General features: G+C 71.8%; 11 protein-coding genes, 1 other RNA gene and 2 pseudogenes. 8 read left to right on the top strand and 6 right to left on the bottom strand.

Annotated elements, in window-relative coordinates; translation table 11 throughout:
* Nucleotides 1–47: 47 nt before the first annotated feature.
* The 3 genes and pseudogenes from leuA to leuC all read right to left on the bottom strand — a co-directional run bounded on the left by leuA (nt 48) and on the right by leuC (nt 3,817).
* On the bottom strand, nt 48–1,769 hold the full coding sequence (gene leuA, locus HMPREF3099_RS06170; RefSeq protein WP_237769770.1) for a 2-isopropylmalate synthase: 1,722 nt from the start codon (nt 1,767–1,769) through the stop codon (nt 48–50).
* A gap of 129 nt (nt 1,770–1,898) precedes the next feature.
* Nucleotides 1,899–2,417, bottom strand: a pseudogene (gene leuD, locus HMPREF3099_RS13425) (3-isopropylmalate dehydratase small subunit); the annotation flags it as partial.
* Between the two features lie 14 nt (nt 2,418–2,431).
* Entirely contained in the window at nt 2,432–3,817 is a 1,386-nt protein-coding gene (leuC, locus tag HMPREF3099_RS06165) for a 3-isopropylmalate dehydratase large subunit (protein ID WP_070705183.1), read from the bottom strand.
* 254 nt (nt 3,818–4,071) lie between these two features.
* Between leuC and HMPREF3099_RS06160 the strand changes: the two genes are divergently transcribed.
* From HMPREF3099_RS06160 to ssrA, 6 genes are all read left to right on the top strand, one after another.
* Nucleotides 4,072–5,187: a 3-isopropylmalate dehydrogenase gene (locus HMPREF3099_RS06160; protein ID WP_070705182.1), complete on the top strand. Its 1,116-nt coding sequence runs from the start codon at nt 4,072–4,074 to the stop codon at nt 5,185–5,187.
* A gap of 221 nt (nt 5,188–5,408) precedes the next feature.
* On the top strand, nt 5,409–5,738 hold the full coding sequence (locus HMPREF3099_RS06155) for a hypothetical protein (protein WP_070705181.1): 330 nt from the start codon (nt 5,409–5,411) through the stop codon (nt 5,736–5,738).
* Between the two features lie 78 nt (nt 5,739–5,816).
* Nucleotides 5,817–6,467, top strand: a complete 651-nt coding sequence (locus HMPREF3099_RS06150; protein WP_237769769.1) for an ABC transporter ATP-binding protein — start codon at nt 5,817–5,819, stop codon at nt 6,465–6,467.
* Complete coding sequence (locus HMPREF3099_RS06145) at nt 6,464–8,767, top strand: hypothetical protein (protein WP_070705179.1); 2,304 nt, start codon at nt 6,464–6,466, stop codon at nt 8,765–8,767. The genes HMPREF3099_RS06150 and HMPREF3099_RS06145 overlap by 4 nt, the downstream gene beginning before the upstream one ends.
* Nucleotides 8,768–8,932: 165 nt before the next feature.
* Nucleotides 8,933–9,433, top strand: a complete 501-nt coding sequence (gene smpB, locus HMPREF3099_RS06140; protein ID WP_070705178.1) for an SsrA-binding protein SmpB — start codon at nt 8,933–8,935, stop codon at nt 9,431–9,433.
* 123 nt (nt 9,434–9,556) lie between these two features.
* Nucleotides 9,557–9,922, top strand: a transfer-messenger RNA (tmRNA) gene (ssrA, locus tag HMPREF3099_RS06135).
* Nucleotides 9,923–10,027: 105 nt separating this feature from the next.
* On the opposite strand, the gene HMPREF3099_RS06130 is transcribed toward ssrA, so the two are convergent.
* The 3 genes from HMPREF3099_RS06130 to HMPREF3099_RS12850 form a co-directional block, all read right to left on the bottom strand.
* Nucleotides 10,028–10,924: a TatD family hydrolase gene (locus HMPREF3099_RS06130; RefSeq protein ID WP_202816709.1), complete on the bottom strand. Its 897-nt coding sequence runs from the start codon at nt 10,922–10,924 to the stop codon at nt 10,028–10,030.
* Nucleotides 10,914–11,669 carry a tRNA threonylcarbamoyladenosine dehydratase gene (locus HMPREF3099_RS06125; protein WP_070705177.1) on the bottom strand — a complete coding sequence of 252 codons (756 nt, stop codon included), beginning with the start codon at nt 11,667–11,669 and terminating at the stop codon, nt 10,914–10,916. The genes HMPREF3099_RS06130 and HMPREF3099_RS06125 overlap by 11 nt, the downstream gene beginning before the upstream one ends.
* Nucleotides 11,670–11,767: 98 nt before the next feature.
* Entirely contained in the window at nt 11,768–12,151 is a 384-nt protein-coding gene (locus tag HMPREF3099_RS12850; RefSeq protein WP_070705176.1) for a thioredoxin family protein, read from the bottom strand.
* A 124-nt stretch (nt 12,152–12,275) separates the two neighbouring features.
* On the opposite strand from HMPREF3099_RS12850, the gene HMPREF3099_RS06115 reads away from it, so the two are divergent.
* Together HMPREF3099_RS06115 and HMPREF3099_RS06110 are read left to right on the top strand one after the other, a co-directional pair.
* A complete protein-coding gene (locus tag HMPREF3099_RS06115; RefSeq protein WP_070705184.1) occupies nt 12,276–13,763 on the top strand; it encodes an NAD-dependent malic enzyme in 1,488 nt (495 codons plus the stop codon).
* Nucleotides 13,763–14,277 (top strand): annotated as a pseudogene (locus HMPREF3099_RS06110) (ATP-dependent helicase); the annotation flags it as partial. The gene HMPREF3099_RS06115 and the pseudogene HMPREF3099_RS06110, both read left to right, overlap by 1 nt.

Genomic DNA, 14,277 nt, shown 5'->3' with positions numbered 1-14,277 from the left:
GGGCGCACACCACGTGGTGTGCGCCCCTCCGACGTGTACGGTCCCGGTCAGACGGCCACCGGCTCGGCCGGCTCCGCCGGAGCGGTCTCGCTGGCCGCGGCCGCCCGGTTCACCGCGCAGGTGATGGCCCGCAGCGAGGCCGCCGTGGTGTTGGGATCGATGCCGGCGCCCCAGAACACCTGCCCATCCACCTGGCACTCCACGTACGCGGCGGCGCGGGCGTCACCGCCGGTGGACAGCGAGTGCTGCGAGTAGTCCACCACCTGCACGTCCGTACCGGCCCGGCGCAGTGCGTCCAGGTAGGCCATGACCGGCCCGTTGCCGTGGCCCTCCAGGATCTGCTGCGCCCCGCGCAGGGTCACCGAGGCCCGCAGCGCCACCTGCCCGTCGTCGCCGGTGCGCATGTCGGCGTCGTGGAACTCCAGCGGTCCGGTGCGCTCCAGGTACTCCGCGTCGAAGCACTCCTTGATGGCGTCCGGCGTCATCTCGCCACCCTGGCTGTCGGTGCGCTGCTGCACGGCGCGGGAGAACTCGATCTGCATGCGCCGCGGCAACTGCAGGGAGTGCTCGGTGCGCAGCACGTAGGCCACGCCACCCTTGCCGGACTGGCTGTTCACCCGGATCACCGCGTCGTAGCTGCGGCCCACGTCGCGCGGGTCCACCGGCAGGTAAGGCACCGCCCACGGGTGCTGGTCCACCGGCACGCCCGCCGCGGCGGCCTCGGCCTCCAGGGCGGTGAACCCCTTGTTGATGGCGTCCTGGTGCGATCCGCTGAACGCGGTGAACACCAGGTCGCCGCCGTAGGGGTGGCGCTCGGCCACCGGCAGCTGGTTGCAGCGCTCCACCGTGGCCCGGATGCGGGGCATGTCCGAGAAGTCGACCTCCGGGTCCACCCCCTGGCTGAACAGGTTCATGCCCAGGGTCACCAGGCAGACGTTGCCCGTGCGCTCGCCGTTGCCGAACAGGCAGCCCTCGATGCGGTCCGCGCCGGCCAGGAAGCCCAGCTCGGCGGCGGCCACGGCCGTACCGCGGTCGTTGTGCGGGTGCAGGCTCAGCACCACGTCCTCGCGGTGGTCCAGGTGGCGGCTCATCCACTCGATCGAGTCGGCGTACACGTTGGGCGTCGACTCCTCCACCGTGGCCGGCAGGTTGACGATCAGCGGCTTCTCCGGCGTCGGCACCAGCACCGTCATCACCGCGTTGCACACGCGGACCGCGAACTCCAGCTCGGTGCCGGTGTAGCTCTCCGGGGAGTACTCGTAGGTCACCTCGGTGCCCTCGGGCAGGCGCGCCTCGGCCTCCTTGCACCAGCGGGCGCCCTGCAGGGCGATGTCCACCACCTCGTCCTGGGTGGCGCCGAAGACCACGCGGCGTTGCAGGGTGGAGGTGGAGTTGTACAGGTGCACGATGGCGTTGTGGGCGCCGCTGATGGCCTCGTAGGTGCGGTCGATGAGGTGCTTGCGCGCCTGCACCAGCACCTGGATGCGCACGTCGGCGGGCACCAGGTCGTTCTCGATGATGTGGCGCACGAAGTCGAAGTCGGTCTGGCTGGCCGCGGGGAAGCCGACCTCGATCTCCTTGTAGCCCATCTCCACCAGCAGCTGGAACATCTCCAGCTTGCGCTCCGGGCTCATCGGGTCGATCAGGGCCTGGTTGCCGTCGCGCAGGTCCACCGCGCACCAGCGGGGCGCACGGGTGGCGCGGCGGTCCGGCCAGGTGCGGTCCGGCAGGTGCACGGCCGGGGCGGGGGAGTAGCGGCGGTGCGGCATGGCGCTGGGCCGCTGCGGCCACCGGGCCTCCACGGCCTCGCGGGAGGGGGTGGTCACCGTGCCGCGCGTGGTGGGCCGGTGGGTGGGGCGGCGCGCCTCGTGGGCGTCGATCTCCTCGGCGTGGTCCAGGGTGACCGCGATGGCGTCCTTGCCCTCGGCCAGACGGCGGGCCACGTGGTCGTCCACCTCGAAGGTGGTGCTCACCGCCCCGCAGGTGACGGTGCGGGCGGGCAGGTCGACGGTGACCTCGCGGCCGGGCTCGGCCTCCAGCTCCGCCCAGATCGCCTCGACCTCGGCCGGCGCGACGACGGCGGCCAGCAGGCCCTGGTTGCCGGCGTTGGCGCGGAAGATGTCGCCGAAGCGGGGGGCAAGCACGACGCGGATGCCGTACTGCATCAGCGCCCAGACGGCGTGCTCGCGGGAGGAGCCCGTGCCGAAGTCCTCGCCGGCCACCAGCACGGAGCCCTCTCGGTAGCCCTCACGGTTCATGACGAACTGCGGGTCCTCGCGCCAGCGGGCGAACAGGCCCTCCTCGAAGCCGTCGCGGCGCACGCGCTTGAGGTAGGTGGCGGGGATGATCTGGTCGGTGTCCACGTTGCTGCGACGCAGGGGGATGCCGGCGCCGGTGTGGGTGGTGAAGGTCTGCATGGCGGATCTCCTCCTCAGGCGGTCAGGTCGGCGGGGGCGGCGAAGTGGCCGGCCACGGCGGTGGCGGCGGCGACGCCGGGGGAGACCAGGTGGGTGCGACTGCGGGCCCCCTGGCGTCCCTCGAAGTTGCGGTTGGAGGTGGAGGCGCAGCGCTCGCCGGGTGCGAGGGTGTCGGGGTTCATCCCCAGGCACATCGAGCACCCGGCCAGGCGCCACTCGCCCCCGGCCTCGGTGATGACGCGGTCCAGGCCCTCGGCCTCGGCCTGCAGGCGCACCCGGGTGGAGCCGGGCACCACCAGCATCCGCACGCCGTCGGCCACTCGGCGCCCGCGCAGCACGTCGGTCACGGCGCGCAGGTCCTCCATGCGTCCGTTGGTGCAGCTGCCCACGAACACCGCGTCCACGGGTACCTCGCGCACCGGGGTGCCGGGCTGCAGGTCCATGTAGGCCAGGGCGTCGGCGGCGGCCTCGCGGGCGGCGCCCTCGAAGGCCGCCGGGTCCGGCACGGCCTGGTCCAGCGCCACGGACTGGGCCGGGTTGGTGCCCCAGGTGACCTGCGGGGAGACCTCGGAGGCGTCCACGTGCACCACGGTGTCAAAGGTGGCGCCCTCGTCGGTGCGCAGCCGGGCCCAGTCGGCCACGGCGTCCTCCCACGCGGCGCCGGCGGGGGCGTGCTCGCGGCCGCGCACCCAGTCCAAGGTGGTCTCGTCCGGCGCGATGATGCCGGCGCGCGCCCCGGCCTCGATGGACATGTTGCACACCGTCATGCGGCCCTCCATGGAGAGCGCCTCGATGGCCGGGCCCCGGTACTCGATGACGTGGCCCTGGCCGCCGGCGGTGCCGATGCGGCCGATGATCGCCAGCACCAGGTCCTTGGCCGTCGCGCCGGCCGGCAGCTCGCCGGTGACCTCCACCGCCATCGTGCGGGGGCGGGTCAGCGGCAGCGTCTGGGTGGCCAGCACGTGCTCCACCTCGGATGTGCCGATGCCCATGGCCAGGGCGCCGAAGGCCCCGTGGGTGGAGGTGTGGCTGTCGCCGCAGACGATGGTCATGCCCGGCTGGGTCAGCCCCGTCTCGGGGCCGATGACGTGGACGATGCCCTGGCTGGTGGACCCGCGGCCGTGGTGGGTGATGCCGAACTCGGCGCAGTTGGCGCGCAGGGCGTCCAGCTGCTCGGCGCTGGTGGGGTCGGTGACCGGGCCGGCCTGGGTGGGGACGTTGTGGTCCTCGGTGGCCACGGTCAGGTCGGGGCGGCGGACGGTGCGTCCGGCGGCGCGCAGGCCGTCGAAGGCCTGGGGGCTGGTGACCTCGTGCACCAGGTGCAGGTCGATGTGCAGCAGGTCCGGTGCACCGTCGGTGCCGGCGCGGACGACGTGGTCGTCCCAGAGCTTGTCGGCCAGGGTGCGGGGGGGTGGTGGGGGTGTGCTCGCTCGTCACGGGGGCTCCTCGCTGGGTCTGTGCGTCCGGGGTGCACGACGACTCCGCAGCGAGGGGCCCGGACTAGAGGGCCTCGCTGCGGCAGCGAAGGAGGAGCGACACGAAGTGCATGGGCGGCACACTACCCACGGCTCGCGCCGACACAACAGCCTGTGAGGAAGCGCACAACACCGTGTGCGGGGCACCGGTCGTCCCCGTGCGGTGGAAGCATGCGCCCATGGCACACCACGACCTGGCGATCATCGGTGGCGACGGCATCGGTCCGGAGGTGAAGGAGCAGGCGCTCCGCGTGCTCGACCTCGCCGAGCAGCGGTTCGGCTTCACCACCACCCGCACCGAGTACCCCCTGGGCGCCCAGCACTACCGCGCCACCGGCGAGCTCCTCACCGACGAGCTGGCCGAGCGCATCCGGCAGCACGACGCCATCGTGTTCGGGGCCGTGGGGCACCCGGACCTTCCCTCGGGCGTGCTGGAGCGCGGCATCATCCTGGCCCTGCGCCGGGAGATGCGGCAGGCGGTCAACCTGCGCCCGGTGCGGCTCTACCCCGGCGTGACCAGCCCGATCGCGGGCCTGCGGCCCGAGGACTGCGACCTCGTGGTGGTGCGGGAGAACACCGAGGGGGCCTACGCCTCGGCCGGTTCCGCCGTGCACCGCGGCACCCCCGCGCACACGGCGGTGCAGGACGCCACCACCACCTGGTTCGCCACCGAGCGCGCCGTGGAGTACGCCTTCGCCCTGGCCGCCCAGCGCCGCCGCAAGGTGAGCCTCTGTCACAAGACCAACGTGCTCGTGGAGGCCGGGCGGCTGTGGCTCGACGTCATGGAGGCCGTGTCCGCGCGGTACCCCGACGTGGAGTGGGACTACGTGCACGTGGACGCCCTGTGCATGCACCTGCCCACCGACCCCAGCCGGTTCGACGTGGTGGTCACCGACAACCTCTTTGGCGACATCGTCACCGACCTGGGCGCGGTGGTGCAGGGCGGGCTCGGGGTGGCGGCCTCGGGCAACCTCACCCTGGACGGCTCGGCACCCAGCATGTTCGAGCCCGTGCACGGGTCCGCGCCGGACATCGCCGGGCAGGGGCTGGCCAACCCGGTCGGCGCCGTGTTCTCGCTGGCGCTGTGCCTGGCCCACCTGGGCGAGGGGGAGGCCGCCACCGCCGTGGAGCGCGCGGCCGTGCACGTCATCGGGCAGCTGCCAGCCCTGGCCAACCCGGCCATGGGGAAGTCCACGGCTCAGGTGGGCGATGCCGTGCTCGAGGCGCTGGAGTCCGGGGCCGGGGCGGACCTGCCAGAGAGGCTCATGCGGCAGATGGCGGCCCTGCGCGCCTGAACCGGCTCGCTCGCGTCGACGTGGGGCGCACCCCGGGAATCCGGGTGCGCCCCCTCCTGTCTGGCGACCTGACGACGATCGGTCCGGCAGCGGGCGCGAAATCGTGACCAAACTGTTACCGGAATGAGCGGTTGGCGACTGTTGCATGAGTCGATCGGGGCGATCGGGGCGATCGGGGCGATCGCCCCGGCATCCACACACAGAAGGGGGCGTGATTCGTCATGCTCAAGAAGATCATCTCCGCCACCGTCGTCGCGGCGGCCCTCGTGTCGGGCCCCGTGGCTGCGTCCGCGGACCTGAAGCTCTACAAGGACGTGAACTACCAGGGACTGCTGGGCACGCGGTCCACCACGGGCTCGTGGAACATGTCGACGGTGGCCAACGACGAGCTCAGCTCGATGAAGAACGAGACGCGCTGGGGCGTGGCGTTCTGGCACGACATCAACCGTTCAGGCAAGTGCTGGCAGTCGGGGCCCTACACGTACGACCCGGGCTTCTCGTGGAGAGACAACGACGAGGTGTCCTCCTACGCCCTCGGTCGGGGCTGCTGACACCCATCAACCGGTGAGGTGGCGCTGCCCTCGGGGTGGCGCCACCTCCGTGTCCAAGGAGGACGAACAGTGATCGACGTGGAACGGCTTGAGAAGTCGTTCGTCTCCCCGGGGGAGACGGTGCGGGTTCTGGACGGCGTCACCTTTTCGGTGGAGTCAGGGGAGTGTGTGGCCCTGACGGGTGCCAGCGGGTCGGGCAAGAGCACCCTGTTGAACATCTTGGCCGGTCTGGAGCAGGCCGACGCCGGCAGTGCCCGGGTGGCGGGGGTGGACGTGGTGGCGGCGTCCGAGGCCGATCGGGCCCGGATGCGGTTGGAGAAGGTGGGACTGGTCTTCCAGGACCACAACCTGGTGCCGGACTTCACCGTGCTGGAGAACGTGGAGGTGGTGCTGCGGGCCCGGGGCATGGACGGGCGCGCTGCTCGACGTGCGGCCCTGGACGCCTTGGACCGGGTGAGTGTGGCCGACCTGGCCGGCCGGGTGCCGGCCCGGATCTCCGGTGGTCAGGCCCAGCGGGTAGGCATCGCGCGGGCCATCGCCGGGGGCAAGCAGGTGGTGCTGGCCGACGAACCCACCGGTTCGCTGGACAGCCGCACCACCGAATCCGTCTTCGAGTTGCTGGCCGACCTGGCCCGTGACGGGGCCGCGGTGGTGGTCTGCACCCACGACCTCTCCGTGCGTGACCACGTGTCCCGTGAGTACCACCTGGTGGACGGGAGCTTCCGGTGAACGGCGCCGTGGGGGCACTCGTACCCCTGCTGTTGCGCACCCGCTCCTTCCGTGCGGCGATGGTGCCGTTGCTGGTCGCGGCACTCCTGGGGTGGACGGCCTACCTCTCTCTGGAGGCCCGCCACCTGAGTCCGGACCAGAAGGTCACGGCTGCCCTGGGCGGCAGCGACGGGGCCACCACCGTGCCGGCCCTGCTCGACCCCGGCCAGGCCGGTCCAGACCTCCCCGTGACCCTCCGCGGCGTGCACGTCGACGCGGTGCGCATCCTCTCCGTCATCGACCTCGAAACCCCCGCCGGTCAGCAGGGGTTCACCTACCAGGAACAACCCCTGCCCAACGCGTCCATCGAGGGTGTCCTCGAGCTGCGCGAGGGACGGTGGCCCGCTCGACCGGGTGAGGTGGTGGTCAGTGCGGCCTCCGGGCTGCGGGTCGGTGACCGGCTGTCGGCTGTTCACGGCAAGCTGAACCTCACCCCGGTGGGTGTGGTCAGCCCGGTCTGGGAACGCACGGCACCTCTGGTGGTGGCCGCTCCGGGAACGTGGGCCCGCTGGAAGGTGACACCGCAGGAGGCGCAGGAGTCCGGCCTGCAGGGCTACCGCGAGGTCTTCTGGAGCAGCTCCGACCCCGCCGGTGCGGTGACGAGGCTCGATCGCCACGTGGAGTCCGGCGAGCTCGACCCGTCCCACACGGCTGCGGAGGTCCGGGCCCAGGCCACGGCCTTCAGTGGCCGGGCCTGGCTGGAACGGCGGCTCCCGGCTGTCCTGGCCGTCTGGATGGGTGCCCTCGCCACCGGCGGGCTCCTGCTCCGTGCGGTACGCCGCACCACCCTCCCGTTGCGCCGGGTGGGGCTCCCCACCAGGGACCTGCACAGGGCGACGGTGCTGGCCGCCGGACTGGCGACCGGTGTGGTACTCGTGGTGGCGTGGCTCGGGGCCCTGGCCGCCACAGCCGTGGTGCGGACCACCGTGCTGGCGGACGGGGACGCGCCGCTGCCCCCGTTCCGGTGGTGGGGCCCTCCCCTCTGGATCGGTGCGCTCACGGCTGCCTTCGTGGTGCTGGTGCTGGCGGCCCTGCCGGTGGAGCAGCGTCGTCGCAGGAGCCGGCGTCGTGCCCTCTCGGCGCGTGTTATGGCCGTCGCCGGTGCCGCTCTGTGCGCCTTGGCGCTCGTGGGGACCCTGCAGGGCAAGGGGTTCACTGGCATCCTGCTGGTGCTGGCGGCCAGCTGCCTGGGCACTGCCCTGCTCGCCGGTGCCGCACTCGGGCTCGTGCGGGCTACCGGACCCGTGGGTTCCGGCCTGCTGGCCCGCCGGCTGGTCGCGCGGCAGGCCGTAGGGCTCACGAGTCTGGTCGTGGTGGTCGCCCTGCTCAGCGGTGTGGTCGGTTCGACCTTCGCCGTCGCCGCCGGGCTGATCACCCACCTCAACGCGAGCAGCAGCACCGGCATGCCCCCGGGCATGGCGGCTATCAGGCCTCTCGAGCCGGGTGAGCGCCCGCCTGAGGACCTTGCCGGGCAGTTCCGGCAGGATCTCGGGCTCGGGGAGCCGGTGACGGTGTGGTATGGCTTCACGCCTGGCGAGGAGGGTCGTGAGGTGCCGTGGTGGGCCGTGGCGCAGGTGGCGGACGCAGAGAGACTGTTCGGGGATCTCACACCGGACCAGGAGAAGGCACTGGCCTCCCGGGCGGGTCTGCCGGTGGTGACGGACGCGTCGGACGCCCACGGCCCCGTGCTGGTGGTCGGTCAGAACCTGAAGTGGCTCCAGGCCGTGAAACTCGGTGAACCGAAGAGCTCGGCGGACACCGAGGTGCTGTGGGTGCACAGCGGCCTCACCCCCGAACAGGACCGGCAGGCGGCGCACTGGGCCGAGGATCACGGGAGGTCGCCGTACGCCGTGTGGGCCACTCATGTCGCCGATCCCATCCCCATCGCTACAGGGGTGCAGCTGGCGGCGGGCGCGTTCACGCTGCTCACGATGTTGGTCTGTGGACTGGGCATGCGTGGGCTGGTGCACAGCCTCATGCCCCTGCTCGCAGGTCTCCGGGCCAGTGGGCTGGGTGCCCGGTGGCTGCGCGCAGCCGTGCTGCAGGTGGCCCTCCTCGTGGGGTGCGTGGCTGCGGCAGGTGGGCTGGCCGGGGTCCTGCTCTCCGTGGCCGGGGCCAACCCGCTGGTGAACCACACGATCTCCCTGGGCAGCTTGCCATGGCTGGCCCTGGGGCTGGTGGTGGTGGGCGGCCCGCTGGGTGCCGTGCTGGGCGGGCTGCTCGCCAGCCGACGGGTCCGGGTGCAGGAGCGGCGCGCCTGAGTCGGCCCGCACGCTCTGACGTGGGGCGCGCCCGGGGAATCCGGGTGCGCCCCACGTCGTTGTGCGTGTACGGTTCAGCGTCCCCCGACCGGGGGAGCGGTGCGCCGGCTGGATGCGGCGCGCCGACGGCATCGACGCACCACGCACGCCACGGGAGGAGGAACGATGGCCGCCAAGAAGAAGGTCAAGGACGACCCGCGCAACAAGGTCATCGCGACCAACCGCAAGGCGCGGCACGACTACGTCATCGAGGACACCTACGAGGCGGGTCTGGCCCTGCTGGGCACCGAGGTGAAGTCCCTGCGCATGGGGCGCGCCTCCCTGGTGGAGGGCTTCGTCAACGAGCTCCGCGGCGAGCTGTGGCTGGAGAACGTGCACGTGCCGGAGTACCTCAACGGTTCGTGGACCAACCACGCCGCGCGTCGGCGTCGCAAGCTGCTGCTGCACCGCCACGAGATGGACAAGCTCATCAGCCGCTCCAGCGAGGCGGGGCACACCATCGTGCCGCTGCAGCTGTACTTCAAGGACGGCCGGGTCAAGGTGGAGATCGCCCTGGCCAAGGGCAAGAAGCAGTACGACAAGCGCCACGCCCTGCGCGAGAAGCAGGACGAGCGCGAGAAGCAGGCCCAGATGAGCCTGCGCTACCGGATGCAGCGCGGACGCTGAGCCCCGCGCGCCCCGGGCGGCCGGGAATGCGCTGGCCGGCCCCCACGTTGGACCGGTACGATGCACGACACCCGCCTCGGCGGGGAGTTCCTTGACAACTCCACAGCGACGACGTGACCCCATGGGGATGATCGGTTTCGACGTCGATCATGGTTCCAGGGGAAGCGGGCCGAGAAGGCAAGGTCATCTCGTAAACGTTCCTTGCACACCAATAGGTGCCAATTCCAAGCGCACCGACTTCGCCCTCGCCGCCTGAGCGAGCCCGAAGTCTGTCAGCCTGAGCTAGTTCCCGACTCAGTGCCTGGCATCAGCTAGGGGACTTGCTGCGCAGCATCGCCGAGGTGTTGCGCGGGACTCCAACTCGGCTGGGCCTGTCGGAGGACGTGTGCGTGCGAGCTCCGGGGCCGAGAAAAGCCACAGCGCACTGCGCCCGGAGAAGCCCTGGTTGTGTGACGACGGACGCGGGTTCGATTCCCGCCATCTCCACCACCAGTGTCACGTCATCGATGTGGGGCAGGAGCCAGCGAAGGCCGCCACCGGTTCGTCCGGGGCGGCCTTCGTCATGCGTGGGGGAAGGTGTGTCCGGGAAGCGGCTCAGGCCTGTCCGGCGGTGTCGCCCTCGATCCCATAGAGGCGGCGCTGGGTGCGGGCGATGTCGGCCGTGACGTCCTCCCGGCGCAGGGCGCACAGGGTGTCCACGGTCGAGCGGAGCGTCGCGGCGACCTCGGCGGCCGCCGACGCTCCCAGCTCGGTGGGCCCATCGGGGGCCCGGCCGAGGCGGCGGGGCGCCGTGGGCAGGTCGGTCTCCAGGAGCAGCCGGTCGGCGGGCACCTGCCGCACGTACGCCCGGCCCTTCTTGGTGCCCAGCATGGCCGGGTGCACGGAGACGCAGCCGCCCATCCGCACGAGGCGGGTCAGGTCGTCGCTCGTGCCGCCGAAGCGGTGGAACACCGGGACCACCCGCTCGCCGCCGTCGCCGTGTCCCTCCAACAGGTCGAGCACCACGTCGGCCGACCGCACGGCGTGCACGGACAGCACGTACGGCTCCGGGGTGTCCGCGGCGGCCCGGTGCACGGCGTCCAGGACGGCGGCCAGGACGCGCACCTGCCGGTCCCGGGGCACGGCCTCTGCGCGCCGTGGGCTGAGGTCGAGACCGATCTCGCCGACGAACCGCGTGCTGCGCACGGCCCGCTCGAGGACGGCCAGCTCGGCGTCCGCGTGGTCGTCCTCGCCGATGAACCACGGGTGGAAGCCCACGGAGAGCAGCGCGTGCGGCTCCGGCCACTCGCCCGCCTCGGCGGCGAGTTCCCGATGGCCCGAGGGGATCAGCGTCTGCGCCACGACCCGCACGCCCCGCTCCCTCGTCCCGGCCAGAAAGACTCCTCGGGCCGAGGGTGGGAGGAAGTCCAGGTGGTGGTGGGTGTCCAGCAGCACCCCGGCCCCCTCGACGGGGGCGGCGGCGCCGGTCCCGGCCGAGGGATCAGGCCCCACGAGCGACCCACCGCGGCGGCTCGACCATCGCCTCCAGCCCGGCCAACCGCCGGATCGCCAGCCCCGCCAGCATCTGCCCCATGATCGGCGGCTGGTAGCTCATCGACCCCAGGGTCTGCGCCTTCGTGCGGCCCGGGCCGGCCACCTGGACCGGGCGCTCGTCGGAGAAGAGCACCTCCAGTCCGGTGATCCCGCGGCGCCGGCACTCCCGGCGGATGACCTGCGACATCGGGCAGTTGCGCGTGTCCTGCACCTCGGCGAAGGCCAACCGGGTCGGGTCCAGTTTGTTGGCCGCCCCCATCGACGACAGCAGCGGCAGCCCCCGCTCGGCGCACCACTGGGCGATGGCCAGCTTCTGGGAGATGGTGTCAATGCAGTCGATGACGTAGTCGGGCCGCGGCAGGGGGTCCAGGTCCTCGGCCACGCGCTCGGGGCTGATGTACAGCTGCCGGGGCACCACACGGCAGTCCGGGTTGATGTCGGCGACCATCTCGGCCATCACCTCGGCCTTGACCCGCCCGATCGTCGAGACGAGGGCCACCGTCTGCCGGTTGATGTTGCTCGGCTCCACCACGTCCTCGTCGAGCACCACCAGCGAGCCCACCCCACCGCGAGCCAGTGCCGCTGCGCAGCTCGACCCCACGCCGCCGAGCCCCAGCACCAGCACGGTGGCCTCCTGCAGGCGCTCCAGCCCGTCGTCACCGAGCACCAGGCGCAGTCGGGACAGACGCTCGTTCACCACCATCGTCACGGTTCCTCTCGTCGGTCGAGCGGCGCACACTGTAGAAGGCCGCCACCGGGGCGTCCGGGGCGGCCTTCGTGGTGCCTGGTGCGGGGGAGGGGTCAGTCCTGCCCGATGACGGTGGTGCCCTGCTCCTCGACGGCGTGGCGCATCTCCTCGAGGTCGGCCTCGGCGAAGAGGTGCACGAGCTTCTCGAGGTTCTCCTCGGTGTGCGTGCCCGAGTCCAGGTGCAGCAGCATGCCCTCACGGAAGACCACCGTGGTGGGCACCTGGGTGACCCCGCTGGAGGCGAAGACCTCGGGGGCCGACTCGCGGGTCACCCGGAAGAACGAGGCCTGCCCCTGCAGGCGGCCGGCCACGGTCTCCACGACCTCGCCGTAGGAACCGCACGACGCGCAGAAGTCGTCGGAGAGGATCACGATCGCGACGTCCGCGGAGGTGAGGGCGCTCTCGAAGGTCTCGTCCGTGAGGGTGGTCACTGTCATGCCGGCCACAGTAGCGGACGGATTTGGCCGTACGCCGCCGGTTCGGGGTGATCCTCGCAACGTCCGTGCGCGGCGACTACCCGCCGGGGCCCGCGGCGGGTGTCCATGGGCCACAATGGGGAACATGAGTGCTGTGCCTTCGGCGTCCAATGCCCTGACCATCCGCCTGTCCGCCCCTGCGCGAGCGACCACCATCGGCGAGCTGACCAGCGCCGTCGCCGAGGCCGGTGGCATGACCACGGCCCTGGACATCAGCGACTCCACCCCGGAGGCGCTCACCATCGACCTCACGGTGGCCGGCACCAGCACCGACCACAACGACGAGATCATCCATGCCCTGCAGGGCGTGCGGGGCGTGGAGATCGAGCGCATCTCGGACCGCACCTTCCTGGCGCACCTCGGCGGCAAGATCACCGTCGAGCCCAAGCACCCCATCCGCAACCGCGACGACCTCTCGCTGGTCTACACCCCCGGTGTGGCCCGCGTCTGCCAGGCCATCGCCAAGCGCCCGGAGGACGCCCGGCGCCTCACCATCAAGCGCAACACCGTGGCCGTGGTCACCGACGGCACCGCCGTGCTGGGCCTGGGCAACATCGGCCCGCTGGCCGCGATGCCGGTGATGGAGGGCAAGGCCGCCCTGTTCAAGCGCTTCGCCGACGTGGACGCCTTCCCCATCTGCCTGGACGCGCAGGGGGTGGACGAGATCGTGGCGCACGTGAAGGCCATCGCCCCGACCTTCGCCGGCATCAACCTGGAGGACATCTCGGCACCCCGCTGCTTCGAGATCGAGCGCCGCCTGCGCGAGGAGCTCGACATCCCGGTCTTCCACGACGACCAGCACGGAACCGCCATCGTGCTGGTGGCCGCGCTCACCAACGCCCTGCGCGTGGTGGACAAGAAGATCGAGGACGTGCAGATCGTGCAGTCCGGTGCCGGCGCGGCCGGCACGGCGATCATGCGCCTGCTCATGAAGGCCGGCGCCAAGCACGTGACGGTGGCCGACATCAACGGCATCGTGAACCCCGAGCGCGACGACATCAGGAACGGTGACGACGAGCAGCTCAAGTGGATCGCCGACCACACCAACCCGGAGCGCCACCGCGGCACCCTCAAGGACGCCCTCAAGGGGGCGGACGTGTTCATCGGCGTCTCCGCGGGCAACATCCTCACCGGCGACGACATCGCCACCATGAACGACGACGCCGTCGTGTTCGCGATGGCCAACCCGACCCCCGAGGTCGACCCGCACGAGGCCGCCAAGCACGCCACCGTGGTGGCCACCGGCCGCAGCGACTTCGCCAACCAGATCAACAACGTGCTCGTGTTCCCGGGCGTCTTCCGCGGCCTTCTGGACGCCCGCAGCGAGGTCGTCACCGACGACCTGATGCTGGCGGCCGCCCAGGCGCTGGCCGACGTGGTGACCCCCGACGAGCTCAACCCGACCTACATCATCCCGAGCGTCTTCCACAAGGACGTCTCGAAGGTGGTGGCCGAGGCCGTGAGCCGTGCCGTCGAGGCCGACGAGCGCGCCCAGGCCCCCGGCCCCAAGACGGAAGCGATTGCCCTCATGAACATCCCCACCCGCACTGGCTCGCAGCGAGTCGACCACTGATGCCGAGCAACGGTTCCCGCCGCACCGGAGCCAAGCAGCGCTGGACCAGCTCCCAGAAGGCCCAGGCGAAGGCCAAGCGCATCCTCAAGGAGGACGCGAAGGCCGCCAAGAAGGCGACCAAGAAGAAGCTGGACCGCAAGCGCGCCCAGCGCGACGCCGAGGCCGCCGAGTGGCGTGAGGACCGGCGGGGCGGGTTCGACCGGCGTGACGAGCGTCGTGACGGCCGCCGCGGCGCGCACCGCGAGGACCGCGGGGGGAACCGTTTCGAGCGGGACGAGCGTCGTGATGGTTTTCGTGGTCGCGACGACCGTGGGGGCGACCGCCGCTTCGGGCGGGACGACCGGCGCGACGACCGGGGTGGTCGCTACCAGCGGCGCGAGGACGACCGCTTCCAGCGTGACGACTGCCGCGGTGGCTTCCGCGACCGCGACGACCGCCGCGGTGGGTACGACCGCGACGACCGCCGCAGCGGGCCGCGTCACGAGCACCCGCGCCGCGACCAGCAGCGTGGTGC

This window comes from Kytococcus sp. HMSC28H12 (assembly GCF_001816045.1).
GTDB lineage: Bacteria > Actinomycetota > Actinomycetes > Actinomycetales > Dermatophilaceae > Kytococcus > Kytococcus schroeteri.
The sequence above is the reverse complement of the archived record's forward strand: the minus strand, read 5'-3'. Positions and strand labels throughout refer to the sequence as shown.

Bases quoted from the DNA above. Each gene is read 5' to 3' on its own strand.
- leuA (WP_237769770.1), bottom strand. From the start codon at position 1,769: ATGCCGCACCGCCGCTACTCCCCCGCCCCGGCCGTGCACCTGCCGGAC.
- HMPREF3099_RS06160 (WP_070705182.1), top strand. From the start codon at position 4,072: ATGGCACACCACGACCTGGCGATCATCGGTGGCGACGGCATCGGTCCG.
- HMPREF3099_RS06155 (WP_070705181.1), top strand. From the start codon at position 5,409: ATGCTCAAGAAGATCATCTCCGCCACCGTCGTCGCGGCGGCCCTCGTG.
- smpB (WP_070705178.1), top strand. From the start codon at position 8,933: ATGGCCGCCAAGAAGAAGGTCAAGGACGACCCGCGCAACAAGGTCATC.
- HMPREF3099_RS06125 (WP_070705177.1), bottom strand. From the start codon at position 11,669: ATGGTGGTGAACGAGCGTCTGTCCCGACTGCGCCTGGTGCTCGGTGAC.
- HMPREF3099_RS12850 (WP_070705176.1), bottom strand. From the start codon at position 12,151: ATGACAGTGACCACCCTCACGGACGAGACCTTCGAGAGCGCCCTCACC.
- HMPREF3099_RS06115 (WP_070705184.1), top strand. From the start codon at position 12,276: ATGAGTGCTGTGCCTTCGGCGTCCAATGCCCTGACCATCCGCCTGTCC.